Raw genomic sequence first — 24,989 nt, 5'->3', positions numbered from 1 at the left:
TCCAGTACAATTCGCGTTTGGCGACGTTGTGCTCGCCCATTTATCTGGACCAAAGATGTTGCGACTGTCTGAAATCAAGCTGCCGTTGAATCACGCGCCCGAAGAATTGCCCGCCGCGATTCTCAAGAAACTGGGTGTAGCGGCCAGCGATCTGCGCGGCCATACCGTTGCCTCCCGCAGCTATGACGCGCGCAAGAAGCACAACATCCTGCTGATCTACACGCTGGACGTCGACGTCGAAAACGAAGCGGCGCTGCTCAAGCGCTTTCGCGACGACCGCAACGTCAAGCCCACTCCCGACACCGAATACAAGTTCGTCGCCCAGGCGCCCGCCAACCTGGCCAAGCGCCCCATTGTCATCGGCACCGGCCCCTGTGGCTTGTTTGCCGGGCTGGTCCTGGCGCAGATGGGCTTCAAACCCATCATCCTGGAGCGCGGCAAGGCCGTGCGCGAACGAACCAAGGACACCTGGGGCTTGTGGCGCAAGCGCATCCTGAACCCCGATTCCAACGTCCAGTTCGGCGAAGGCGGCGCCGGCACCTTCTCCGACGGCAAGCTGTACAGCCAGATCAAGGACCCCAAGCACTACGGCGAAAAAGTGCTCAAGGAATTCGTGCTGGCTGGCGCGCCCGAAGAAATCCTGTACGTCAGCAAGCCGCACATCGGCACGTTCCGCCTGGTCGGCATGGTGGAAGTCATGCGCGACACCATCACAAAGCTGGGCGGCGAAGTCCGCTTCTCCAGCAGGGTGGAGACGCTGCATCGGGAAAACGGCCGCGTCACCGGCGTGACCCTGGCCGGCGGCGAGCACATCGAGGCCGACCACGTCGTGCTGGCCATCGGCCACAGCGCGCGCGACACCTTCCAGATGCTGCGCGACCAGGGCGTGTTCATGGAAGCCAAGCCCTTCTCTATCGGCTTCCGCATCGAACATCCGCAGTCGCTGATCGACCGCGCGCGCTTCGGTCCCAACGCCGGCCACCCCATCCTGGGCGCGGCGGACTACAAGCTGGTGCACCATGCCAGCAACGGACGCTCGGTCTACAGCTTTTGCATGTGCCCGGGCGGCACGGTGGTGGCAGCCACCTCCGAACCCGACCGTGTCGTCACCAACGGCATGAGCCAGTACTCACGCAACGAGCGCAATGCCAACGCGGGCATCGTGGTCGGGATCTCGCCCGAGGTCGATTACCCCGAACATGTGCTGGCGGGCGTGGACTTCCAGCGCAAATGGGAATCCCAGGCCTTTGAGCTGGGCGGCCGCAACTACAGCGCGCCAGGCCAGTTGGTCGGCGACTTCATCGCCGGCAAGGCATCGACCGAATTCGGCTCCGTGCTGCCGTCATACACGCCGGGCGTGCACCTGACCGACCTGGCCACCGCGCTCCCCGAATTCGCCATCACCGCCATCCGCGAGGCGCTGCCCGTCTTCGACAAGACCATCAAGGGTTTCGGCATGCACGACGCGGTGCTGACCGGCGTCGAAACCCGCACCTCATCGCCCATCCGCATCAAGCGCGACAACGAAACCTTGCAGAGCCTCAACACCCAGGGACTGTTCCCGGCGGGTGAAGGCGCGGGCTACGCCGGCGGCATCCTGTCGGCGGGCGTGGACGGCATCAAGATCGCCGAGGCGGTGGCCTTGAGCATCATGAGCCGGCAGGCGTAAACAGTCGCACCTGCGGCGCCCGGGTTGAAGTGCCTGTGGCCGTCGCCAGGCCGGAGGTCGTTCTCAATCCAGCTTGGGATCAGGAAACGGCAGCTTATCCTGGGAAACGCTGGGCTGCGCTTTCCACTTGCCGTCCTGCTTGTAGAAATCCATCTGGTTCTCGCTGACCGCGGCCCCCAGGGTCACCGCGACCGTGCAGGCGACCTGACCCGGATACGTGGCCTCCACCGCCGGGATGCAGGTTCCGAGCTTGACCTTGGACGGCCGGGGCATGCCCGTGTCCGCCAGCATGTCGACGATCGCATCCGTCGCTTCGGGAATGGAAGGCAGGACCAGATCCTGGGCCCGGGCCATGCCGCCCATTCCCAACAATGCAACCATCGACGCCACGGAAATCAAGGGCTTGAACATGCGCCAGCTCCATCAGAATTGAGACTCGCGGAGCTTAAAGGAAGCGCCCCTTTGTCACCGTAACAGAGCGCTACGCGACTATTCCTAAGGCAGCATCCGTGGGTTGTAGACCACTTCCCACAAATGCCCGTCCGGATCCATGAAGCAGCCCGCGTAGCCGCCATAGAAGGTATCGCCTGCGGCCTTGACCACGGGTAAGCAAAGCCTCAGTAATCCCTGGCCTCGTCGAACCAGCGCTGCGTCTGCGCTTCGCTTACTCCCAGCCGTTCGACCTGGGCAAGCTGGCTGAACTGCCACACCGCCTCGCCTATGTCTTCGCGCTCGCTGGTCTCGATCCCTTTCATGCCGTTGAAGTGGCGGGTAAAGACAGAGATTGCGGCTTGGACCTCAACGGTATTGCTTGCGCTTTCCAACGCCGACCGGGCCGTGTCGTAGGCCGTATTCGCCGACTTCGCCATGCGGCTGTTCCAGCCCGAGAAAGGCCGGCCGTATTCGCTTTGCCACCACTCCCGCTTGCGCAGCTGGGAGACGGAGTTGTAACCGCCCCATGCGCGGACCTTCTCCCTTGCCTTCATCTGCGCCTTCAAGCGCTTGCCCGCGGCTTCGTCGACGTTGTAGGCGATGAACCTGTCCAGCGCGGGCCAACTGGCCAGTTCCGGCAAGCCATCCAGATCGGGCGTGAACCGGATCTCCAGACTAGTCAGGCGCGGCAGGCGGGCAAGCGCCTCCCAGCCGCTGAAGCCGCCCCAGAGCGACAGGCTCTCCAACTGCGGAAAGCGATCGATTCCCTGCAGCGAAATGGGCTGCCCCAGCGGCGCGCCATGCAGCGCCAGCGCGCGCACGCCCCGCAGCGGGCCGAGATCGGGCAAGGCGTAAGACGCCACGCCAGTCCGGCGCCCCAGCGCCGGCCGCAGCGACAACATATCGGGCAGTTCGCCCGCCACGGCAATGCGCGTCAGGTCGCCAAACAGCTCCAGATCACGGACCTGAGGCAACCTGGCTTCAAGATGCCCCGACACCTGGTCCAGCCGGATGCGCAGCGTCTGGATTCTTGCCGCGCCCGCGTCGATGGCGCGCCGGCCTGAGTATGCCGGCGCCCAGCTGAACTGCTCGATTTCGCGGCCCTGCGACCAGCCGAAAAAACCGCTGTCGTTGCCGTAATAATCGATATGCCGCGGCCACGGCGAGCCGGCAGGCGTGGAGAACGGTTCAAATGCAGCCCAGTTGATGGCCTCGTCGCCAGCCACGTGCAGATCAGCCTTCTTGCCCATGCTGGCCGGGCCGATGATCAGATTGCCGCGCCCTGCTTCGCGTGCGAAGACGTGGCTGCCCGCCGCGGTCAGGCTCACCTGATAATGCCCTGCCTCGCTCACCGAGCCCGCGGGCTCGCCGGACACGTCTATGGGTACGGACATGCAACTCTCCTTTTGCTTGGCGGGATCCACTGATGGCGGTTCCGCCGACTCATTGACGCCTACGCAGGCTCGCCGTCCACGCGGAAGAACAGCGCAGTCTGCCCCTTCAGGCCGCCATCCAGGAACTCGAACTCGACGCGCCTGCCCGGTTCAACCACGTCGCCCAGGTATTCGACCCGATACATCACGCCGCCGATGCGGTAGTTGTGGACCAGCGAGACGATCGAGGAGTTGGGGCTGCGCAATCGATAGACCACGGCCTCTTCGACCACACCCCGCACGCCATGTTTGTACAGCCCCCGCTGCAGTTTGCGGCTGCGCATGCCAAACAGCATTCCCAGGATCGCAAAGATCGCCGCGACGAACAGCAGCGGCGGCAGAAACAGCCCCCCCACCAGCGGCACAAGGGCAAAGATCAGCATGAACTTGCGCGCGTCCAACTCTTCCCTGCGCACGGCCGCACGGTCGGCATCGCTGATTTCCTCGACAGCGACCAGGGACTCCGCGCTCATGGGGTACTCCACCCGCAACAGCACGGGAGGCGAGTCTGGCTGCAAGGTCAGCAGGTGCAGGCGCACGGGCAGATTCGTCAGACCCACGGCCGTCGCGGGCCCGTGGCCGCTACGAGTGTCGCTGGCGATCTCGTTCCAGAACGGGAGGGCGGCGTCCACGCGCTGCTCGCCGAATCCGTAGCACACGCCCGGCGTCGAGGAAGCCGGACCAAATGACGTCAGCCGGCCTGAAACGATCTGCTTGGCCAGCCGCCCCTTCAGCGCCCGGTCCAGGCTGCGCCAGCCTGGCGGCATGCGCAGCAGCTTGCGTCCGAAAAACACCGCCAGCGCTCCCATCACCGCAATGCCCGCCAGCAGCACCGCGCTCACGCCGACGTCCAGCGCGCGCCACTCGGACAGACCAAGCACAACAAAGGTCAACACGGAAAGCGCCAGCAGCAGCACCACGAAGACGCCGAACACGGCCATCAACAGTCTGCCGCGGGAGCATCTGCGCAGCAGCAGGATGTCGTCCTCGGTGAGCGGGGCATCCTCAATTTGCAGGGTCTGGCTCATGCGGTGGTCGTCGCCTCCCGGGCTCAATAGGTTCCGATGGGAACCTCGATCTTCAGCGGCGCGCCGCCCTTGGCCGGACGCAGGCTGTACGTGTACAGGCCGCCATCGTCATCAGCCAGCGTCGAATCCTTGCGCTCCACCGCGTAGCGCTGTCCATCGATTTCCAGCGAGCGGGCGGCGACGGCGTCGGCATGGTCGGGGACCAGCAGACCGCCCACGCCGTCGCCAGCATCGGCGAACTCGTAGTCGCGCAACTCGCCATCCACGCGCAGCAATTGCACCCGCGGCCGGTAAGGCGCCGCGTCCAGGTTCCAGCCATTGGTCAGATCGGTGATCCAGGGGCCCGGAATGTCGTAGACGCTGCCCAGTTGCTCTTCCGACACTTCCGGCCCTTCCACCACCAGGCAGCACACCACCTTCCCCGCGCGGGAGTCGTACACCGCCCAGTTGCTGCCGATGGCCGCCACGCCGGGCAGCATCGAGAAATAGAATTGCCGGTTGAACTGGCTATCCGACACCTGGCGCCAGCCTCCAATATTGGGCGCGGCCGCAGGCGGTTGCGCCTGGCTGGCCGTTGCCATCAGGACGCCTGCGGCCAGGACGCCTGCTCGGAACAATAAACGGTTCATCTCGGTGCCTGTCGTGGGCTTGTTGGGATCAGCGGACTTGGGCCTTGCGCCGGCATAGTACCAGTGCCGGCGCGGCGATCATGGCCTGCGCGCCGCCGCCCTGCCGGCTGCGAGCAAACTTCGCTACTATCGACGCATGGCTCATCTCGTTCCCCCCTCAATCGCCCCCCAGGTCGCAGCGGCCAGCAGCCTCATCGAACGGCATCTGGGCGCTGGCCTCGTCGCCATCCATCTGTTCGGCTCCGCCGTGGACGGCGGGCTGCAGCCCCATAGCGATATCGACCTGCTCGTTACCGTGACCCAGCCGCCGGACGAAGCCGTGCTGCGCGCGCTGGCCGCGGCGCTATTGGCGATCTCCGCGCCGCCCGGCTCATCGCCCGATTTGCGCGCGCTCGAAGTCACCGTGCTGGCGCTGGAACACGTCGTGCCTTGGCGCCACCCGGCCAGACGCGAACTCCAGTTCGGCGAATGGCTGCGGACCGATCTGATGGCGGGCGTCGTGGAACCGCCCATGATGGACCACGATCTGGCCATACTGCTCACCAAGGTCCGTGGCCACAGCATTCCCATCTTGGGGCCGCAGGCCGATCAGTTGCTCCAGGCCGTCCCCCGCGAAGACCTGAGGCGGGCGCTACTGGACACTGTCGCGCAGTGGAACACGCCCGAGGACTGGGCCGGCGATGAAAAGCACATCATCCTCGCGCTGGCGCGCATCTGGTACACGGCCGTCTCCGGGGGCATCGCATCCAAGGACCAGGCGGCGGCATGGCTGCTCGAGAGGTTGGAAGCGCCCTACCGCCCCGTCCTCGCCCTGGCGCGCGCGATCTATCTGGGACAAGAGGAAGACGACCTGGCGCAACGGCACGATGCCGAAACCGCGGCGTTCATTGCCCACGCCCGCGCCGCTATTGAAGGACTGGCCGGCAGCCGATAACCCGGGGACAAGTGAACGGCCTGCTTGCCTGCGCGGATGCAGCGGGCAGCCTTTCAGCCATCACGGCTTCAGGTCGATTTCCATGCGCACGAAATCGCCGCGATACGTCACTTCGCCCAGGTAGATGACGCGGCGGTCCGGCCCGGTGAATACGCGCCGGACTTCCGCCACGGGCGCGTTCACGTTGATGCCCAAATGCCGCGCCACCTCGACGTCAGCGGTCGAAATGGTCAGCACCTGACGGGCAGAGACAATATCCACCGAGGACATCCCCATCAGAATGGGAATGACGGTCTCTTTGCGAAAGCGCGCAGGGTGCTTGGCAAAGATGGCGGCGTCCAGGTAGATGTTGATGACGCAATACGGCTGCCCGTTGCGGGCATGGATGCGCCGCATGAACACGTACTTTTCCGCGGCGACGCCGTCCGACTCGTTCAGCAACGGCGTGCGCGTGGACTCGTCGATATTGAGTATGGTCGGGTGCGTATCCCGATAGACGCTGGACAGGTTCTCGAGCGTGGTCTCGACACGGAACCAACGGTTGTCCTGGGGCGCTCCCGTCACGAAGGTGCCGCGCCCCCGCTGCGGTGAAAGCAGTCCGTCGCGGGTAAGCCTTTCGATTGCCTGGCGCACCGTGACCTTGGCCACGTGGAACTCCTCGGCCAGCGCGTCGAGCGAGGGCAATTTTTCGCCGTTCTTCCACACACCCTTCAGGATCCGCTGCCGGAACAGATCCGAAAGTTGAACGTAGAGAGGGGCTTGGGCGGTGTCGAGAATCATGGCGTCAAAGTGTCCGCGACTATATCACGCGCTTGCGGCCGGGCAGCGCCGCGCGCGTCTTCCAAGATCAGCGCGGCGCCCTTCTCGCCGATCATGATCGCGGCGGCGTTGGTGTTCGTCGACACCATGCGGGGCATGACCGAAGCGTCGACGACGCGCAAGCGCTCCACCCCGCGCACGCGCAAGCGCGCGTCGACCACCGACCCGGCGTCGCCGCCCATGCGGCAGGTGCCGGCAGGATGGAACACCGTGCCGCCCTTGTCGCGCGCGAATTGCTCCAGCGCGGCGGCTGTCGTGACATCGTTTCCCGGCAGGTACTCAACTCCGGTTACCAGGTCGCGGAACGACGGCTGGGCATAGATGTCGCGCAACATGCGCAAGCCCGCGACCAAGACCTTCGCATCGCGCGGTTCGGTCAGGTAGTTCGAGACGATGCGCGGCGATGCGAACGGATCCGTGCCCACGATCTCGACGGTGCCGCGCGAATCGGGCCTGCATTGCGTCGCCGACGCGGAAAAGCCGGAAAACCGGTGCAGCGCGTCGCCTGGCTTGTCCACGGATAGCGGCATGACATTGAAAAGTATGTCCGCACGGCCGCCCACCGCGTGCTCGGTCGCCGCCAGCCCGCCTACCTGGCCCGCGCCCACCGTGAGCGGTCCCCTGCCCTGGAACAGCCACTGCGCCCCCATGCCCGCGAGGCTGAACGGATTGCGCACCGCGTCGTTGAGCGACATGCGCCGTTTAAGCTTGACGATCACGCGCGCCTGGTAATGATCTTGCAGGTTGCGGCCGACTTCCGGCGAATGTGCGGCGACGGCGATGCCGTGCCTGGCAAGCAGCGCTGCGTCGCCCACGCCCGAAAGCTGCAGTACCTGGGGCGATTGCAGCGCACCCGCAGCAAGCGCCACCTCGACATCCGCCATCGCGCGCTTCAAATGGCCCTCTTGCACCCACTCCACGCCCAGCGCCCGGCCGCCTTCGATCAGGATGCGCGTGACATGGGCGCCGGTCTCGATCACCAGGTTCGGACGCGACCTGACCGGATACAGAAACGCGGTCGCGGCGTCGCAACGCCAACGGCTGCCCAGCGTCAGCTGGTAGGAACCCACGCCCTCCGATTCGGCGCCGTTGAAGTCGTCATTGCGCCGGCAGCCGGCCTCGACTGCCGCTTCCACCCAAGCAGCCGTGTAAGGATGTTCATTGCGCAGGTTGGAGACACGGAGTTCACCGGAAGCGCCGTGATACTCGGACTCGCCCCCGTCGTAGCGCTCGGATTTCTTGAAGTACGGCAGCACGTCCCGATAGGCCCATCCCGTTGCGCCCAGATCGGCCCAGTCGTCGTAGTCCTCATGCTGTCCACGGATGTACAACAAGCCGTTGATCACGCTTGAACCGCCCAACGCCTTGCCGCGCGGCCACAGGATGGTGCGATTGCCGGTTTCGGCCTGGGCTTCGACCGGGAACAGCCGAGCAAACCGCGGATCGTAAATGGTCTTGAAGTAGCCCACCGGCAGCTTGAGCCAGAAATTGTGCGCAGCCGCGCCTGCCTCCAGCAGCAGCACGCGCACCGCAGGATCGCGGCTGAGCCGGTTGGCCAGCACGCATCCGGCGGAGCCGCCGCCGACGACGATGTAGTCAAAGCCCGCGCCAGCCGGAATGCTCATGCCTTGATCGCCTCCAGATAGGCCGAGGGATCGAAGTAGCGCGAAGCGGGAACCGGATTCGGAATGTTCCCGGCCTGCGCGAAGAAATCGGTCACCTGCTGCAGCCAGCGTGTCACTGAGCCGTCCTCGTACTTGGTGCGCCATTCCGCCGTGGAGAAATACTTGGCCTGCTTGAACTGCGCCTTGAACTCGGCCAGCGGCACGTCCTTGTATTGCGTCTTCTGCAGCGTCTCCACCGCGGCGTCCGGCGTTTTCACGATTGCGTCATTGGCCTCGCCCCAGGCAGCGATGAGGCTGCGGATGGCCGGCTTCTGGGCCTCGTAGAAATCGTTCCTGGCCGCCCATCCGCCCATGATCGCCGCCTCCGGATAGAACGCGGAAGCGTCGATCAGCATGCGCGCATTGGACACCTTGGACCGGACGATCGTGTCGAACGGAACCCAGAGCGCAACCGCGCTGACCGCGCCGGACACGAACGAGGTAACGGCATCGGCCATGCGCTGGTTGACGATCTGCACGTCCTTGCCCGGATCGAGCTTGGCGGCGCGCAAGGCCCGGTCCAGGAACACATGGGCGGTCGTACCCGTGGTCGTGGAGATCTGCTTGCCCTTCAGATCGGCCACGGTCTTGATCGACTCGTCGCGGACCCAAAGCTGGGCAGTACCGTACTCGATGTCGTTCACAAGAAAAACCTTGCCCTGCCCGCGCGCTGGAAAGTTCGACACAACCGCGCCGGTGGCCAGCACATCCAGGCTGCCGCCTATCATGGCCTGGAAGATCTCCAGCCCTGTGGTGAAGACAATGGGCTCCAGTTCCAAACCATGCTTGGCGTAGCTGCCCATCTGCAAGCCCAGCCACAGGTGGCCGTCGACGGCGGGCGTATGCAAGTAGCCTACGCGCAGTTTCTTGCGCGCCTGGCCGATGGCAGGCGCCGCGATTGCTGCGATGGAAGCGGCCATGCCGGCCTTGAGTAGGGTTCTGCGGTCGAGTTTCATGGAGTCTCCTTGTGGTGGGGCTGCTGACGCTGGCTCAATCCGTCGGGCGCACGGATTGGCGGGCCTGGGCTTCGTACTCGAACATGACCAGCTCCCGTATCTCGCGGCTCAACTCGACGAAGCGAGGGTCCTCGTGTACCCGCTCCGAACGGGGGTAGCCGAAAGGCACCTCTATCACCTTCCGGACCTTTGAAGGCCGGGCGGTGACCACGACGATCTTTGACGACAGGTAGACGGCTTCCTCCACCGAGTGGGTGATCAGCATCACCGTCTTGCCTTCGGTCTGCAACACTTCGAGCAGCAGGTCCTGCATGGCGGTCCGGGTCTGCGCATCCAGCGCGCCGAAGGGCTCGTCCATCAACAGGAACTGGGGCTTGACGGCGTAGGCGCGCGCGATCGCCAGCCGCTGCCGCATGCCGCCGGACAAATGCTTCGGAAAGTGATCGGCGAAGTCGCTCAGGCCCATCAGCTTCATGTAGCGCTGGCAGATCTCGGCGCGCTCCCGCGGGCTCGTCTTGTTGGCCGCGAGCTTCATGCCGAATTCGATGTTGCCGCGCACCGTCAGCCACGGGAACACGCCGTATTCCTGGAAGATCACGCCGCGGTCGGGCCCGGGCGCCGTGACGGGCCGGCCGTCCAGCGTCACGGAGCCGGCTGTGGGCTGCACGAACCCGCCGACGATGTTCATCAAGGTCGTCTTGCCGCAGCCTGAAGGGCCGATGATGGAGACGAACTCCCCATCCCGGATGTCCAGGGTCACGCCGTCCACCACCCTCATCGGGCCTGTGGCCGTGGGAAAGTCCACGGTGACGTTATCGAACCTGATCCTGACTTCCGGTTCCTGGGAAGGCTTGGGCGTAGCGGTGTCCACGCTGCGCAGTTGAGTGCTCATGGTCATGGTCTTGTATGTCCGGAACGGTCTCAGGCGATGCGGTCTTGCCACGCGACCAGGCGCCGGCTCACGGCCCTCAGCGCCAGGTCCATCAGCATGGCGATGAGGCCGATGCAGATGATCCCCACGTAGATCACGTCCAGCTGGAAGAACGACGATGCATTCTGGATAAGCGCCCCGAGCCCCTGCTGGGCCGCAATGAGTTCGGACGCCACCAGCGTGGCCCAGGCCACGCCCAGCGCCACCCGGATGGCCGTCAGGATGTGCGGTACGGTAAGCGGCACGATGACCTTGGCGAAGATCTCCACGTCGTTGGCGCCCAACGTGCGGGCGACGCGCACGAAGATCGGGCTGATCTGCGCGATGCCTTCGTACATCACGATGACGCCGGCAAAAAACGAGGCATAGAACAGGATGACGGTCTTGGCCGATTCGCCGATGCCGAAGTAGACGATCACCAGCGGAATCAACGCGATCGGCGGGAGCGCGCGAAAGAAGTTGATGACGGGATCGATGAAGACCCGCAGCCCGCGGTACCAGCCCAGGCAAAAACCCACAGGCACTGCCACCAGGATGCCCAGTGCGACGCCCGTGAAGACGCGCCGGGCCGACATCCAGATGTCCAGCCACAGGCGGTCCTTGGAGAGCTCGATGAACTTTTCGACGACGGCGGCCGGCGAAGGCACAAGCGCGGGGCTGACGAGTCCGCTGGCGCGCACCGCCAGCCACAGCAAGAGGATGCATAGCCATGGCGCCGCGATGAGCAGCGGGCGCGAGATGAAGGACGGAAGGCGCATGGTGTGTATAGAGGGTTAGACCTGAGTTGCAATCCGTAAGTGCTAAACATACTATAGACCAGCACTTAATATCTTCATGCCATGACAAACCCTAATACGACTCAAGCCTGGTCCATCAAACCATTCACGCTGGCGCGTATCGAGGCCTACGTCCTGCGATGGCCGGTCAAGCGTCCGGTACAGACCTCGTTCGGCACCATGCATGACCGCCCCGCCCTGCTCGTGCGGGTAGAGGACACGGATGGCGCAGTGGGCTGGGGCGAGGTCTGGTGCAACTTTCCCGGCTGCGGCGCGGAACACCGCGCCCGTCTGCTTGAAACCGTTGTCGCGCCGCTGGTCGTCGGTCAGCCTTACGCCTCGGCCCAAGCCGCGTTTGCCCACATGAGCGCGCGCACCGCGGTGCTCGCCATCCAGTCAGGCGAACCCGGGCCCATCGCGCAGGTGATCGCCGGCATCGACCTGGCCTTGTGGGACATGCTGTCGCGCCGGGCGGGTGCGCCGCTATGGCAATTCCTGGGCGGCGTCTCGGACGTGATCCGCGTCTATGCAAGCGGCATCAACCCTGACCGCCCCGAAGATACGGTGCTCGCAAAACACGCGGAGGGCTATCGCGCTTTCAAGCTCAAGGTGGGCTTTGGCGAAGAGCGGGACCTCGCCAATGTCAAAACGGTGCACGCCCGGCTTCCTTCTGGCAACGAGCTCATGCTGGACGCCAATCAGGCCTGGGATCTGGCGGGTGCGCAGCGCATGGCCAGCCACTTCAGCGAGTTCGCGCCGCGCTGGCTGGAAGAGCCGCTGCGCGCGGATCGCCCGCTGTCGGAATGGGCGCAGTTGGCTGCTCAAACGGACATCCCCCTGGCAGCCGGGGAGAACCTCATCGGTTCAGATGCCTTCGAGACCATGATCAATAGCAGGACGCTTAAGGTCGTGCAGCCGGATCTGGCCAAATGGGGCGGCATATCCGGCTGCCTGCCCGTCATCGACAGGATTCACGAGGCTGGACTGCGCTACTGCCCGCATTTCCTTGGCGCGGGTGTCGGCCAGCTTGCGTCGGCGCACATTCTGGCGGCGCGAGGACGAGCCGGCGGCATGCTTGAAATCGATGCCAACGAGAACCCGCTGCGCGCGGCCCTCAGCCCGGCGTTGGGCGTCATCATCGAAGGAGAGGCCAAGCTCGGAAACGCGGCGGGCCTGGGCGTGGAGCCGGATCTCGCGCAATTGCACGAGATCTGTGTTTTGCGTTCATAACATCCCAGAAAGAAGGCCCTCAATTGCCCAGGCTGCAGGGGTCAACAGGGCTTGACGTCAGCCGGCCGCGCTTGTCGCAAGACGCATCTGGAGAAAATCGAGGAATACCTGGACCTTTTTGGAGTGCCTGCGATTCGGTAGATACGCCGCATGGACGCACACACTCTGTTCTTGAGGATTGACCTCGTAGTCCTCGAAGAACCGGCGCAGCCGCCCGGCCCGCACGTCCTCCCGGATCAGCCATTCCGCCAGCAACGCGATGCCCTGTCCATCCAGCACAGCTTCGCGCAGCATGTCCGAGTTGTTGGCGGCCAGACGCCCCTGCACCTCCACATGCTGCACTTTGTCATCGCCCCGAAGAAACGACCAGCGCTGCGGCCCGGCCTGGTGGGCGAATCGCAGACAGTCGTGCTGTGTCAATTCCTCCGGCGCAGTGGGCGTGCCGTGCCGCTCCAGGTATTCGTGGCTGGCCACCACATAGCGCCGATGCTCGGCCAATTTGCGCACGATCAATTGCGGCTGCAAGTCCGGTGTGCCAATGCGGACAGCGACATCGATCCGCTCCGCCGCCAGGTCCACATACGCATCGGATAGCACCAGATCCAGTGACACGCGCGGATTCTCGCGCAGGAAACCCGAGATATAGGGTCCCAGGCACAAGCGCGCGAAGGTCACGGGCAAGGAAACTCGCAAGGGTCCGACCGCGACCGCGCCAACGTCCGACACGCTGCCGTCGGCCTCCTCCAGATCCGACACAACCCTGGACACCTGCTCCAGGTAAGTCACTCCTGCGTCGGTCAACGTTACCCGGCGCGTCGACCGGGTCAGCAGCGCGGTACCGAGAGACGCCTCCAGGGTATCGATCAGCCGCGTGACGGAAGACGTGGCGACCCCCAGGCGCCGCGCGGTTCTGGAGAATCCTCCTGACTCGGCCACGTCCAGGAAGACGCGCAAGGCTTGCAGTTTATCCATGGTTATCTTTGCAAATAACGCAACCCTACGTTGCGATAAAGACCAATTCATTGAATTCCATGCAAAGACTAATCTGGCCTTCCCCTCAACGCAAGTAGCTACGCCGTGAAATCCCTGTGCATCGGCGCTTCACTCGTCAGCGCTGCGCAACCCCTCGCGCCGTTCCTGCAAGCCCTTCAACAGGCCGCTGCGGCGGCCGCCCACCAAGCCCCCGGAACATAGCAACATGTCTTCCACGCAAATTACCGCCACCAAGGATCAGGATCCGACCGTCTCCTCGGGGCTGCCACTACGCTTGACCTTCATGCTGGCCGGCAGCGCCGGCCTGTCGGTCGCATCCCTGTACTACAGCCAGCCCATGCTGGGCGTGCTGGCTCCGGACATCGGCGCCTCTTCCCAGTCGGTCGGACTGCTGCCGACACTGACCCAGTTGGGGTATGCCCTGGGCATCCTCTTTCTGGCGCCGCTGGGCGACCGGCACGACCGGCGCAGGATCATCCTGCTCAAGGCCGCCATCCTGTCTGCCGCGCTGCTGCTGGCGGCGCTGTCACCTACGCTGGCGACGCTGCTGGCCGCCAGCCTGGCCGTCGGCCTGTCCGCGACAATGGCGCAGGACATCGTGCCGGCAGCCGCAACGCTGGCGCCAGCCGCGCACCGCGGCAAGATCGTGGGCACGGTGATGACAGGTCTGCTACTGGGCATCCTGTTGTCCCGGGTAGTCAGCGGCTTCGTTGCCGAGAACTGGGGTTGGCGCGCCATGTTCGCGGCCGCCGCCGTCAGCATCGCACTCGTGGGCCTGGCCGCAAGCCGCCAACTCCCGCGCTTCGAGGCCAGCACGCGACTGCCCTACTTTGCGCTGCTGCGATCGCTGGCCGCGCTATGGCAGCAACATGCCGCACTACGTCGCGCCACTTGGGCCCAAGGCCTGCTGTCGATCGGCTTCAGCGCCTTCTGGTCCACCCTGGCCGTCATGCTGCATGGCGAACCCTTCAACCTGGGCGCAGCCGCCGCCGGCGCCTTCGGACTGGCCGGCGCGGCAGGGGCCATGGCCGCTCCCATCGCCGGACGCATCGCCGACCGCCACGGCGCCGCGCTAGTCACCCGCCTGGGCGCAGCTCTGGTCGTCGTGTCCTTCGCCGTGATGGGTTTGACCCCGTTCCTGGCGCCCGGCGCGCAGCTGGGATTGCTGGTCGCCAGCGCCATCGGCTTCGACCTGGGCATACAGGCAGCGCTGATCGCGCACCAAACCATCATCTACGGTATCGATGCGAACGCCCGCAGCCGGCTCAACGCGGTGCTGTTCACCGGCATGTTCATCGGAATGGCCGTCGGGTCGGCGTTGGCAGCTTTGCTGTATGCACAGTTCGGATGGATGGCGGTGACGGTGCTGTCCACTGTCACGGCGCTCGGAGCATTCTTGGTGCGATTGAGGGGATGACGGCAGCGCTTTCATCTCCCGACTCAAAAAGAAAGAGGCGCCGAAGCGCCTCTTTCATTCACCGCACGACAACAGCGGGATCACTCCCACTCGATCATCAACAGATCGCCCAAACCCGCGTAGTTAAAGGGATTGGCAGTGATCGAAATGTGCCTTTACCGTCGCATTCACCGTCACCGACAAGAGCTCACTCTGGCAAAGGAGATCGTGAGATTTGAGGGGCGACGACTCTATAGACGACATCATCGATCACATCACAAGGATACAGGAGACAGGAGACAGCGTGGTCCTGTCCCTCCTCCATTAGGACGCCTCCGTTGTCCTTAACAGCTGCTCGATAGCTGCGACCACTCCCCCCAGAGCACTGACAACGCCATCTAAGACGAAATCGAGTGCCCGTCCATAGCCAGCGTTGACGTTTGCTGTGTCGAAGCCAAGCTGCTGCAAGGTCGTCAAGCAGCGATCAATGGCCTCGTGCGCATCGGCGATCCTGAGATCGTTATTCAAGAACAAGGGAGCCATGGATTCATTGCGATCGCTCCAACCCTCGGGCTCTCTAGCGGAGGCGAAGGCATCGCTTGCCTCCTCCTCAGCATTCAGCCGTTCGAGGACATTCAAGAGTGCTTGCAAAAGCCGAAGGCTTCCCAAGTCCCTGACGGCCCCCTTCGGACATCCAGCTCGCTCCAACAATAATTTGAGGTATCCGTTTGGAATGCGCTGCCATATCTCGTGTAAGCCTTTGCAGCGAGCGAGGAACATCTGCTGAGTCATATCCAGCGGCGCAACCTGCGCCAACCGACTGAGCGCCGGATAGGACAGCCAACCATTGGCTGCCACCTCCGCACGATCAAAGCCGGTCAGCTCGACAGCCGCCTTGTTTAATCCTACGGTTGCACCCAGTGCCGCAAGCCCATCACCCAATCGTAGAAGAACCTCCAACAACCTCTGTACCTTGGCGACCACATGCTCTTCCTCTAGGTCCATGTGTGCCAAGTCGGCCGGATCAATCGCAAATGATCTGGCGTGCACAATTTCGCGATCCGGCTTTGGCTTATACAACTCACGCATCGGCACCTTGATCAAATTCCTACCGACTCGCCGACACTCGGTAAAACTCCACTGCCCCCGGTACGATGGGCTACAGGACCATTTTCCCCAGACATGAACTGGCGTCGAATCGTAGAAAACACTCTGCTCGTACTTCTCCAAGAACCGATCGTCCAGATAGACCGGATCACCTCCCAGCAAGGCATTCGCACGCGCGTGAGTCATAGGCTCAGCATCACCAGGCCACTGAATGCCTTCAGCGGCTTGCTCAGGACAGAGTTCGGGCATCACCGCTTCGACTGAAGCCCATAGCTGGAGCAGAAGTCCACCCCTATCCTCGCGAATGTCCAACTCATACCAAGCAACACCCTCGGCAGGTTTACGGACCACATGGGACTCTCCTCCCATGATTGCGCGGACTTCTGGGCCGTCTGGTAGCAAGGCGGAGTAATAGAAGACACGCACGCCTCGGGCTCCGCGCAACCAAAGGTAGCGACGGAGGTACTCATTCGACATGCGCCAGCTGACCGATCTCTTCAAGTTCCAGTGATAGTCACTGGAAACCTCCCCCTCTGCCACACCAATCTCTGGGAGACCCAAGTCGTCGTAGACCAAACGCTGCTGCTCATTCCCGACACAACGAGGCGTCAACCCAAGCGTCATCCAGACTTTCTCTGCTAGATTAAAGGTGTAGAAGGAGCCATTACCCCATGCCGCAACGATATAGTCGTACCCCGATATTGACGGAGAAAAATTGGCGGAGCAGCCGCGCTTATCACCCGCAGGTACGGAATACTCAACCACGCCACCACCGGCTTCAGAAACAACCTCGATGACTCCCTCATCCGTGCCAGGAACCACGGCCATGAGCAAATGCAAATGCTCAGCCTGCTGCCCATGTGGATCAGATTCATGCAGGGAGGCCACCTCCACGACTTGGCTTGACGACAGGCCGACAGGCTCCAACAAGCCGCGCAGCCTTGGTGGCAGGACATGAGCAGGGATAGGAAATTCTGCGAGATAGTTAAATTGCATAATTCTTCTTGAGAGGATAAATAGTGGTCAACTACTAGAAGCTTTGCTGTCGTAGTTGCTCGCCCGCTGGCAATATGACATCACATTACCGAAGCACCATCGTTACGCAATGGCACAACGCTCATTCAATCGGGTTGCTCAAGTCAATTGGCTCAAGAATTTTCGCCGCAGCTATAGATCGACGGGGAAATTCGTACCGCATTTGGCGCGCAAGCTCTCCCACGGCATCACTGCGATCGATTGCGTAGTGGATCATCAAACAAGCAACTTGCTGCGCTTGTGTCTTTGCGCCAGGCTCACGACTGCCTTCTAGACCACGAAGTGCGTTACGCCAGCCTATTTCTGCCTTTTTAGCATCGACTTGGTCCAGCACTCGAACTAATCCGCCTGGCGCTACCTGCGCAAGAAGCCGCAGGAACAGCAAGGCATCGTTGTAGAAACTCGGACTAGGTTGGGACAACGCCTCTGCCAACCCACCATAGTGCGGTTCGAGTAACGTGGAAACTAGTGTTGGTTCCGACTGAACCAGCCTCGCCAGGACTAATGCCCCCAGTTGCCAATCGACGTGCCCCCAATGGCAGAGCGCAATGCGCCTGCCCGCCGCCACATGACGTAATGCGCTGGCAGGAGCGATCGCTGCGAGATGCGTCGACATGTTGACGATACTCGGCTCATTGCGCGAAACCATCGCCTGGATTGCGAGTCTCGCCGCAGGTACTGTGTACGCAACTCCGAGCAGCATTCTTGCATCGCCGATATCGTCTGCCCAATCTAGGCCTATCGTTTGTTCGATCTCGCCCCAATCGAGTGCTAATACCGTCGCCTCGAACTGCTTTGGCGACGCCTTATGCATGAAGCTAAGAAGCCCGGCAGCCGCTTGGAAGTTTCGTTTTGTGCTGCGCGACAAACTGATTGCAAGATCCTTCGGCGACCAGCAACCGCAGATCTTTCGCCCTACCTGCCGCATTCGCCGAGAAGCTGCCAACTTGCCTACATAGATGTGAAGCGGATCGTAGAGCCGCAACGCGTTCCACACGATATCGCGCAGCTCACTGAACGCGTCTTGCGGAGCAGCACGCAGTCGATCGGCGATGGCAGGGATCAGTGCTTCGATCAGCGCGAATCCGAACTCTGGTTCGAAGTAGCAGAAATGCTCACAAAAATCGGCGACGACCGATAGGTAGGCATCCTGCGGCCACGTTGACACAATACGATGGCACGCATCGCGATCAACGTGTTCAAGATAACATGCCTTCCACACATCATCCCTGCCAGCACCCATCGTCGAAAGCAAATCGGCAATCTCACCAGCATGCAACGGGGCTGCTGCACTGATCGCCTTCGCCAATGCGCGTGGATCAGCTAGCGCGACGATGCTTTCGCCAAGTACCCTATTGGTATTGAGCACATGATTAATCACCCGGCCAATCGCATAGCATGCGCCTTCTGGCGCCGCCTGTATCCACCCCGCAAGAGTTTCCTTGTGATCGGCAATAACAGTCATCTCTTCGGGCAGATAGCCATGCAAATTATTGAGTAACCAACAGGCATGCCGAATGCCGAGTGGCTCTGTCACTAACCAGCAGCGTTCTAGAGCGGGAGTAAGCCATGCCGGCTGCACAAGCCAACGCCACGTCCCGTAGTCGCCAGCGGACGAAAGTTCGCCAAGCAGCACACTCAGGCCGCCGAGCGGCATCTCAACATCGGCCAGCACTGTTCTGAGCATAACGGCAATTTTCTGGCGATCTTCGACTGCCTGCCCGTCGAGAATGCGTGCCAGGAGAACGCTAGCGAGACGCTGGTGTGGACAGCGAAGATCATCGACACTTAGTAAAAATCGTTGAGCAACAAGCCAAGTAATCGCGGCATTGCCATCGGGGTTCGGCAACGCATCTCCAACCAACTGCAGCAGCGCTTCCCGCGAACAATGCGCATCACGTGCTGCTAACTGGCGAATTGCCGCAGCGGCAAGCACCAAGTCCGCGCCTGCTGCACGCGCGGAGCTTGCCATCGCGCTCGCTCGCCGCCACCCTCCTCCAAGGATGAAACAAAGTTGCCACGGATAGAGCGCTTGCTCCGCTGCCTGCTCAAGGCGCAGATCGAGCTGTTCATCTCCGGGACGATCGCCGATCCGATCATCGGCGCGACGAACAGCGGCAAGCGTCGCTTCCCGGGAATCTCGCAATCCATCCGCAATGACTCGTACCGCACGCTTAGCATCAAGGTGGATGGCGCCTGGAAAGCCGCCCTTGTCTTCGAAAATCGTGTACGCGCTCAACACCCATCGCGATGTGGTGGACCGCTCTTCCAACGCACTAAGCAATGCGGGACGGGTCAGATGTGCGTCATCAACTATGTAGAGGGTCGGTTTTGGATTCTCATCAAAAGGAGGCACCATTCCAATCGGGTCAGCTAATCGTAGAACCCGCCAGCCGCGACCATGCATTTGGCGTGCTACTTGAAGGATTGATATTGATTTCCCGGCTCCTGGTACACCAGCCAGTCGAGCAGATCCGGCACGCTCCAAATCAGCAATCAGCAGAGCTACCTCCGGAAGTGTGGGACAAGCCGCGACATCTGCGGGCCCGAGTGAACGCCCCATCAGTGCAGGCCCAAGATCACGTGCCGTTTCGAACTGAACCTCGGACCACACAGACGCCTCAATATTGACTGCTGCTGATCGTGGCGCGAACGCAACGAGGCTCCGCCGGATCTGATCGAGTTCGCCGGCTTCTGGGAGCGCATGCAGCGCTGCCATGATTTTTGGCAGATCTCCTGCATGCTCGGGATAGATTTCTTCGACCACTGCCTGATGAGTGGACAACAGCGCTTGAATCGTGTCCCATCCAATAGCAACTACGGGGAATTTACCTTCCTTCACGCGCTGTTCGGACACGATTCGGGCATGCTCCTGAAGTCGTGCGTCGTTGGGCGCAGTGGTAGCAAACGTCCAATGTTCAAGCGTGGGTTTGAATTTCTCCGCCTTGGCGAGTTCTGCATTGAACTCCACGATAGTCGCTTTGGCTCCGTAGCCTTCGTTCTTCCCTTTGCACTGCAAGCCAAAATTCTTGCCGGGAGTAGCCTGCGGCGTTCCATAGACATCAACACCGTGCTGTTGTTGTCCAGACCGACCGTTCTTTTGCGTGAGGGGATCCCTCCACACTGCGGCAAACAGTGCGCGAGCTAAATCTTCGAATTTCTCCCACGACTTTGGCGGAGGAATCTGTTTGTCAATAAAGTCCATTGGGCAGGCTCATGATGTCCATGCTTCTGGCCTTAACAGCGACGCGCTAGTTGGACCAATGCATGCTTCTAGCCGTTCGCTGTTCAAGTCGTTCACGGCTTCCGGCGTCAAACATCCGGCATTGAAGAGCCCGAGATATTGCCCCCTAGTCAGAGCGAGCGGCAAGTTTGTGAGCGGAAGCGCGCCTGCAGGAAGGCCGAATTCGAGCCGTTGTAAGATCTCGTCAAGCCCCGCCAAGAACGTGGGCTGATCCGGAAATAGTACTGACAGAATTTGGTGTGTTGAGCGCAGGTGAAAGCGGGTTGCGTCGGCGATTCCGATGATGTTCCCGTATCCGACAGCACCTCCGAAGGGAGTCGTCGAGAACCGTTTCTCCAACACGTCGACGGGAGTGCCCTCGATCCAGTCGTACAAGAGCGCCGCGCGCTTGCATCGGCACCAGAACTCAATCTCGCCCCGGCAGTATCGCTGCAGTGCCTGCGTCATCGCATGCCCATAACGCTGCGCCACGTCATTGGCGCGCACGCTCTCCGATCGCCCCCGTTTCATGACCGGTGTGTAGATCGCATCCATTTCGTCGAGGACCTGCACCATCGCCAGCACCTGGGTGGGCGACGTCTGTGCAGCGTTCAGTTGTTTCATCAACTCGACCAGCCGCAGGCTCGACTCAAACGACAAGGACGAAGCGCCGCAGGCGCGTCCGAGCAAGGTCAGGTGGATCAACTCGCCCTCGCGCTCGGCCAGCCCGGCCTGCAGCAGGCGCTCGACCAACGCGGTGACTTCATGCTCCACGATAGCGATCCATTGCGGGTTTGCGCGTGATGCAGAGTAGCCGCCGAACGTGTTGACCAGGAGACCAGGAATTTCGGTGGCTCGCACGCCCCGAACCTGGCTAAGCAAGCGCAATGTCCAAGTTGGCAGGTCGCGCTGCTGGAAGGATGACTTCACGTCTTCAGGCACGCCGAGCACGTACTTCTGGAACAGTTGCGCGCGTTCCATCGGCGTGTCGGCAAGGATGATAGCCTTGCCGGTCTCGTTGTATCCGAGCCGTCCTGCCCGTCCTGCCATGTTCTTGTACTCGGCGACGGTGAATGGGCGGCCGTCCTCACCGACGAACTCGTTCTCAGCCAGGATCACCGTCGATGCCGGCGTGTTGATACCGGCAGCTAGCGTTGTGGTGGCCACCAGCGCATGGATACCGCCCCCAGCGTTGCGATAACCTTTCTCGACGGCTTCGCGCTCCGCGCGCAAGAGATTGGTGTTGTGGAACGCGGTGCCCCCCGCAAGGCATTCCCGCAGATCCTGCGAGGCGCCGGTCAGATCCTGAGTCGGCAGCACGTCCAGGACGGTCGTCGCAGGACCCAGGCCCAATTCCTTGGACAAGTATTTGGCGCACCCCTGTGCCGGACCACGCATGTTGCGGAAGACTAGCAACTTCTCGCCCTGTGCTACCAGTTGCTGAACCAAAGGCACGATCACGTCTTGCGAGCTGGGCTTGTCGCGACGCTGCACGATGCGATGCGCAGGCAACAGGGCTTCGGTCTTGGTGGTGCCGTCCACATCGACGAACTGGAACGTCCCGCGCCGATCAAGCACGCCCTCGACCAGGGGCACAGGCCGCTCGCGGGACATCAATAAGGGCAGGTCGAGCCAGCGATCGAAGCTGTTGAGGTTGCCAATGACCGCCGACAAGATCACCAGTTGCGGCTCGATGCCGCGCTGACGCGCCCGCAGCAGAAGCGCGAAAATCAACTCGACCGTAATGCCTCGATTCGGGTCCGTGATGAATTGGCCCTCGTCAAGCACGACGAGGCCGAGCTGGTTGAGCAGGCGCGGCGAACCGAGCGCCAGATTGAGAAAGGTTTCGTAGGTGAAGAAACCCAGGTCATAGCGACCGCCTAACACTGGGCCAATGCCATCCGTTGCATCACCGCTGCACCGAACGACGCGCAGGCCCGCAGGTCCGTATCGCTCGCTGAACTCCTCGAACTTCTCGTTGACCAGCGCCCGATACGGCAGCAGAAACGCCGCTTTCTTGCCAGCTGTGACCGCTTGAATCGCAGCCAGTTCGCCGATCATGGTTTTACCCGAGCTGGTCGGCGCGACCACCAGCAGCGATCTGCCGGCCAGAACACCATGCTCGTTGACGGCCTTGAGTTGAAGCGCGTTGAGGCCTCGCGGGAAGTCCGTTGTCCATTGATCAACGATTTCCGGTGGAAAGCCATACGCGGAAAATTCCACAAACGACCCCGACATTTGCTGGACCGCCCTTGCCGGGAACGCCGCAGCGTAGTTGTCACCGCGTTTGAGAGCCGGAAACACCAGACCGCCCTGGACGTTGCCCAGGAATACAGGTGTCTGTGTCACGCTGATACGTTCGGCCTCGACACGCGCCAGCCGGATGATCTCGCCGGCGATTTCCGGAAAGCTGACTGAGTCGCCGACCGCCCCCGTCAATGCCTCGATCACGGCATGCGTGAGCAATCCGTGTCCAGTACCCGGTTGCTCCCAGGCGGATTCGTTGGTTGCACAGGCAGCAAGCAGAATACGTCCCTCGCCGTAGATCCCAGTCAAAGCAAATGCGCTTCGCGGGCGCGCTGCAGCCTCCAACACGCGTGCAGGCGCCTGCCCGCTGAAACAGCAGTCAAGCACGCACAAAACCGCGCGCGCCTTTGTAGCCTTAAATGCGTCGGCCAAGCCCGCCATCGACAAGCCAGTGTGGGAAAGATCAGCTGCGTTGGTATCGAACAGGACCAGGTTTCCATCAGGAGAACCATGCCCAGCGAATGTGATGACGACTACGTCGTCCCGGCCCGCGGTCGACAATGCTCCAAGGATCGCCTGCGACACCTCGGCATGTGTGGCTGCCTCATCGACAAGCAGTCGACCAGCCAAACCCTCGATGGTGTCGGTGAACAGTGCCCACAATGCAGTCGCGTCGCGGCGGGCTCCGCTTAGCTCTGGGATCGTCGCATCGAGATGTTTGTTGATACCGACGAAAATCGCTTTGATCGCCACGCCACCTCCTAGCTTCTAGCTTGGTAGACGCCTTCCGGCAGGAATGCATCGTTCGAGGGATTCTTGGTCATCCGTGCCTTTCGAAAGGTCAGAGAACGGAGCGGTAAGTCGCCAATACCTTGGTGGTTTGAACCAAATCTTGGCGCAGCAAGATATCGAGGTACCGGTTCACGTCGATCGGCGGATTTCTCAGTTGGGCTGCCTGGCGGTGTGCGGCCGACACGGCCGCAGCCGCGTCCAGGTCCAATATTACCCAAAACGCTGTCTGAGGCTACGATCTCCGACCATGCCGCCACCAACATGTATGGGAGCCGCCAAGTTTTCCGGAAGCAGTCTCGGAACGTAGGTCTGCTCGTTGATCCATGCATCCACCATGTCTGCCCACTCTTGCAACATGTGGCGCCTCTGCTCGGCGTATTCGGCCTTGTTGTAGACCGAGCGCGAGGATCGTCCGTCTTCATGCGCCAAGCACTTCTCAATCCAGTCCCGGTTAAAACCGAATTCATTCAGCAGCGTTGATCCAGTACGGCGCAAATCATGAACGGTAAACGGCTCCAGTGGCAAGCCCGCGACTTTGGCCCTCTCGACCACAAGCTGCGAGACTCGGTTCAGGGTCCCTTTGGACATGCAACTGTCAGCGCTGTAGCGCGACGGCAGGACAAAATTGGAGCCGGCAGCACAGGTATGAAACGCCACAAAAATGTCGAGCGCCTGGCGTGAGAGATAAACCACGTGCGGCCTCCGCCCCTTCATCCGTTGCTTTGGAATCGTCCAAGTAGCCTTCTCAAAATCGACCTCGTCCCAAGTCGCCTCGATCAGTTCACTCTTTCGCACCAGCGTCAGCAAAATCATGCGCAACGCTAGCCGGATCGTCGGATAGGTAGCCACACACTCCAGTTGCTTGGACATTAGGTAAATTTCCTGCGGAGACAAGGCACGATCCTTCGGCACGAAAGTCGCAATGGAAGCCGCTTCTACACTATCAGCAGGGTTTGCCACCTTCTCCCCATGCAGATTCGCGTAGCCATATATCTGCTTCACAAGGTCCCGAATATGAACGGCGGTAGCTGGTGCGCCTCGCGCTCTCACACGCATGCACAGAGCACGTAGATCCTCCCCATGGATTTCACCAAGAAGGCGTTTGTTGAACGCTGGCAAGATGTCGCGATCCAGTACGCTCTTTCGCATCGAACGGGTCGACTCGGCCATCGTGGCCCCATAAAGCCAACGGGTGGCATGATCGCTGAAGGTCTGGGTCTCCGGCCCACGTCCCTTCTCTCGTTGCTTCTGTAGCGCTGGCGAAGTGCCCTCGCCCAGCAGCCTCCTGGCGCGCCGCAGTTTTTCTCGGGCTTCGGCTAGTGAAATCCCTCCGAAGCCGTAACGGCCTATGGTCAACGTCTCTCGTCGGCCATTGATCCGATAGTCGTATCGGAAGGTAATGGTGCCTTTCGGCGAAACGATGGCGTACATGCCATCGCGATCGGCGACCTTGTAGAGGATCGCGCGGGGTTTCAAGTTCCGCAGGGAAAAGTCTGTAAGCACGGGAATAGTCTCCTGATTGAAACGGCCGATTGCCGTCACCTATCACGAGACCTACATGCCCTTGCGAGCCCGCATAAATCCTGATGTCTAAGCGGAAGAACTACCGTCGCTGACGGTAGTTCTTTCGTGGCTACGCCAATCCCAGTCCAAAGAGCTTGCGCACCCCGTCAAATTTACCGTCAGCTTCGCTGC

At 61.8% G+C, this 24,989-nt stretch carries 18 protein-coding genes and 2 pseudogenes; 4 read left to right on the top strand and 16 right to left on the bottom strand.

The window, feature by feature from the left end; all coding sequences use genetic code 11:
• Positions 1-55: 55 nt before the first annotated feature.
• A complete protein-coding gene (locus tag IB258_RS08100) occupies positions 56-1,669 on the top strand; it encodes an NAD(P)/FAD-dependent oxidoreductase (protein WP_192352407.1) in 1,614 nt (537 codons plus the stop codon).
• A gap of 63 nt (positions 1,670-1,732) precedes the next feature.
• Here IB258_RS08100 and IB258_RS08095 read toward each other — a convergent pair whose 3' ends face one another.
• The 5 genes and pseudogenes from IB258_RS08095 to IB258_RS08080 all read right to left on the bottom strand — a co-directional run bounded on the left by IB258_RS08095 (position 1,733) and on the right by IB258_RS08080 (position 5,191).
• Positions 1,733-2,080 (bottom strand): hypothetical protein, encoded by a 348-nt coding sequence (locus IB258_RS08095; RefSeq protein WP_054456346.1) that lies wholly within the window; start codon positions 2,078-2,080, stop codon positions 1,733-1,735.
• Between the two features lie 84 nt (positions 2,081-2,164).
• A pseudogene (locus tag IB258_RS30345) lies at positions 2,165-2,269 on the bottom strand (VOC family protein); the annotation flags it as partial.
• 17 nt (positions 2,270-2,286) lie between these two features.
• On the bottom strand, positions 2,287-3,495 hold the full coding sequence (locus IB258_RS08090; RefSeq protein ID WP_192352406.1) for a hypothetical protein: 1,209 nt from the start codon (positions 3,493-3,495) through the stop codon (positions 2,287-2,289).
• A gap of 59 nt (positions 3,496-3,554) precedes the next feature.
• Positions 3,555-4,562: a hypothetical protein gene (locus IB258_RS08085; RefSeq protein WP_192352405.1), complete on the bottom strand. Its 1,008-nt coding sequence runs from the start codon at positions 4,560-4,562 to the stop codon at positions 3,555-3,557.
• A gap of 23 nt (positions 4,563-4,585) precedes the next feature.
• Positions 4,586-5,191 (bottom strand): hypothetical protein, encoded by a 606-nt coding sequence (locus IB258_RS08080; protein ID WP_192352404.1) that lies wholly within the window; start codon positions 5,189-5,191, stop codon positions 4,586-4,588.
• Between the two features lie 136 nt (positions 5,192-5,327).
• Here IB258_RS08080 and IB258_RS08075 point away from each other — a divergent pair, with 136 nt between their 5' ends.
• Entirely contained in the window at positions 5,328-6,125 is a 798-nt protein-coding gene (locus IB258_RS08075; RefSeq protein ID WP_192352403.1) for an aminoglycoside adenylyltransferase family protein, read from the top strand.
• A 60-nt stretch (positions 6,126-6,185) separates the two neighbouring features.
• Here the strand turns inward: IB258_RS08075 and IB258_RS08070 are convergent, their stop codons facing one another.
• Genes IB258_RS08070 through IB258_RS08050 form a run of 5 tightly spaced genes read right to left on the bottom strand, consistent with a single transcriptional unit; the run spans position 6,186 to position 11,253 of the window.
• Positions 6,186-6,905 (bottom strand): GntR family transcriptional regulator, encoded by a 720-nt coding sequence (locus IB258_RS08070; protein WP_054456341.1) that lies wholly within the window; start codon positions 6,903-6,905, stop codon positions 6,186-6,188.
• Complete coding sequence (locus tag IB258_RS08065; RefSeq protein WP_192352402.1) at positions 6,902-8,569, bottom strand: GMC family oxidoreductase; 1,668 nt, start codon at positions 8,567-8,569, stop codon at positions 6,902-6,904. The genes IB258_RS08070 and IB258_RS08065 overlap by 4 nt, the downstream gene beginning before the upstream one ends.
• A complete protein-coding gene (locus IB258_RS08060; protein ID WP_054456339.1) occupies positions 8,566-9,564 on the bottom strand; it encodes an ABC transporter substrate-binding protein in 999 nt (332 codons plus the stop codon). The genes IB258_RS08065 and IB258_RS08060 overlap by 4 nt, the downstream gene beginning before the upstream one ends.
• Before the next feature lie 34 nt (positions 9,565-9,598).
• Positions 9,599-10,456: an ABC transporter ATP-binding protein gene (locus IB258_RS08055; RefSeq protein ID WP_125472951.1), complete on the bottom strand. Its 858-nt coding sequence runs from the start codon at positions 10,454-10,456 to the stop codon at positions 9,599-9,601.
• Between the two features lie 29 nt (positions 10,457-10,485).
• Positions 10,486-11,253, bottom strand: a complete 768-nt coding sequence (locus IB258_RS08050) for an ABC transporter permease (protein ID WP_054456338.1) — start codon at positions 11,251-11,253, stop codon at positions 10,486-10,488.
• An 81-nt stretch (positions 11,254-11,334) separates the two neighbouring features.
• On the opposite strand from IB258_RS08050, the gene IB258_RS08045 reads away from it, so the two are divergent.
• On the top strand, positions 11,335-12,501 hold the full coding sequence (locus IB258_RS08045) for a mandelate racemase/muconate lactonizing enzyme family protein (RefSeq protein WP_192352401.1): 1,167 nt from the start codon (positions 11,335-11,337) through the stop codon (positions 12,499-12,501).
• 57 nt (positions 12,502-12,558) lie between these two features.
• On the opposite strand, the gene IB258_RS08040 is transcribed toward IB258_RS08045, so the two are convergent.
• On the bottom strand, positions 12,559-13,473 hold the full coding sequence (locus tag IB258_RS08040) for a LysR family transcriptional regulator (RefSeq protein WP_192328285.1): 915 nt from the start codon (positions 13,471-13,473) through the stop codon (positions 12,559-12,561).
• Between the two features lie 226 nt (positions 13,474-13,699).
• Between IB258_RS08040 and IB258_RS08035 the strand changes: the two genes are divergently transcribed.
• Complete coding sequence (locus tag IB258_RS08035) at positions 13,700-14,911, top strand: MFS transporter (RefSeq protein ID WP_192352400.1); 1,212 nt, start codon at positions 13,700-13,702, stop codon at positions 14,909-14,911.
• Positions 14,912-15,214: 303 nt separating this feature from the next.
• On the opposite strand, the gene IB258_RS08030 is transcribed toward IB258_RS08035, so the two are convergent.
• From IB258_RS08030 to IB258_RS08015, 5 genes and pseudogenes are all read right to left on the bottom strand, one after another.
• Positions 15,215-16,993 (bottom strand): hypothetical protein, encoded by a 1,779-nt coding sequence (locus tag IB258_RS08030; protein WP_192352399.1) that lies wholly within the window; start codon positions 16,991-16,993, stop codon positions 15,215-15,217.
• A gap of 121 nt (positions 16,994-17,114) precedes the next feature.
• On the bottom strand, positions 17,115-20,237 hold the full coding sequence (locus tag IB258_RS08025) for a hypothetical protein (protein WP_192352398.1): 3,123 nt from the start codon (positions 20,235-20,237) through the stop codon (positions 17,115-17,117).
• Between the two features lie 9 nt (positions 20,238-20,246).
• Positions 20,247-23,255, bottom strand: coding sequence for a DEAD/DEAH box helicase (locus IB258_RS08020; RefSeq protein WP_192352397.1), 3,009 nt, complete (start codon positions 23,253-23,255; stop codon positions 20,247-20,249).
• 88 nt (positions 23,256-23,343) lie between these two features.
• Positions 23,344-23,505 (bottom strand): annotated as a pseudogene (locus IB258_RS30595) (PIN domain-containing protein); the annotation flags it as partial.
• On the bottom strand, positions 23,505-24,797 hold the full coding sequence (locus tag IB258_RS08015) for a tyrosine-type recombinase/integrase (protein WP_192352396.1): 1,293 nt from the start codon (positions 24,795-24,797) through the stop codon (positions 23,505-23,507). The gene IB258_RS08015 and the pseudogene IB258_RS30595, both read right to left, overlap by 1 nt.
• Positions 24,798-24,989 lie beyond the last annotated feature (192 nt).

It is taken from the genome of Achromobacter sp. ACM02 (assembly GCF_014851605.1).
In the GTDB taxonomy this organism is placed as follows: domain Bacteria; phylum Pseudomonadota; class Gammaproteobacteria; order Burkholderiales; family Burkholderiaceae_B; genus Achromobacter; species Achromobacter aegrifaciens.
The sequence above is the reverse complement of the archived record's forward strand: the minus strand, read 5'-3'. Positions and strand labels throughout refer to the sequence as shown.

Coding starts and splice junctions, on each gene's coding strand:
- IB258_RS08100 (WP_192352407.1), top strand. CDS start 56: ATGTTGCGACTGTCTGAAATCAAGCTGCCGTTGAATCACGCGCCCGAA.
- IB258_RS08095 (WP_054456346.1), bottom strand. CDS start 2,080: ATGTTCAAGCCCTTGATTTCCGTGGCGTCGATGGTTGCATTGTTGGGA.
- IB258_RS08090 (WP_192352406.1), bottom strand. CDS start 3,495: ATGTCCGTACCCATAGACGTGTCCGGCGAGCCCGCGGGCTCGGTGAGC.
- IB258_RS08085 (WP_192352405.1), bottom strand. CDS start 4,562: ATGAGCCAGACCCTGCAAATTGAGGATGCCCCGCTCACCGAGGACGAC.
- IB258_RS08080 (WP_192352404.1), bottom strand. CDS start 5,191: ATGAACCGTTTATTGTTCCGAGCAGGCGTCCTGGCCGCAGGCGTCCTG.
- IB258_RS08075 (WP_192352403.1), top strand. CDS start 5,328: ATGGCTCATCTCGTTCCCCCCTCAATCGCCCCCCAGGTCGCAGCGGCC.
- IB258_RS08070 (WP_054456341.1), bottom strand. CDS start 6,905: ATGATTCTCGACACCGCCCAAGCCCCTCTCTACGTTCAACTTTCGGAT.
- IB258_RS08065 (WP_192352402.1), bottom strand. CDS start 8,569: ATGAGCATTCCGGCTGGCGCGGGCTTTGACTACATCGTCGTCGGCGGC.
- IB258_RS08060 (WP_054456339.1), bottom strand. CDS start 9,564: ATGAAACTCGACCGCAGAACCCTACTCAAGGCCGGCATGGCCGCTTCC.
- IB258_RS08055 (WP_125472951.1), bottom strand. CDS start 10,456: ATGAGCACTCAACTGCGCAGCGTGGACACCGCTACGCCCAAGCCTTCC.
- IB258_RS08050 (WP_054456338.1), bottom strand. CDS start 11,253: ATGCGCCTTCCGTCCTTCATCTCGCGCCCGCTGCTCATCGCGGCGCCA.
- IB258_RS08045 (WP_192352401.1), top strand. CDS start 11,335: ATGACAAACCCTAATACGACTCAAGCCTGGTCCATCAAACCATTCACG.
- IB258_RS08040 (WP_192328285.1), bottom strand. CDS start 13,473: ATGGATAAACTGCAAGCCTTGCGCGTCTTCCTGGACGTGGCCGAGTCA.
- IB258_RS08035 (WP_192352400.1), top strand. CDS start 13,700: ATGTCTTCCACGCAAATTACCGCCACCAAGGATCAGGATCCGACCGTC.
- IB258_RS08030 (WP_192352399.1), bottom strand. CDS start 16,993: ATGCAATTTAACTATCTCGCAGAATTTCCTATCCCTGCTCATGTCCTG.
- IB258_RS08025 (WP_192352398.1), bottom strand. CDS start 20,237: ATGGACTTTATTGACAAACAGATTCCTCCGCCAAAGTCGTGGGAGAAA.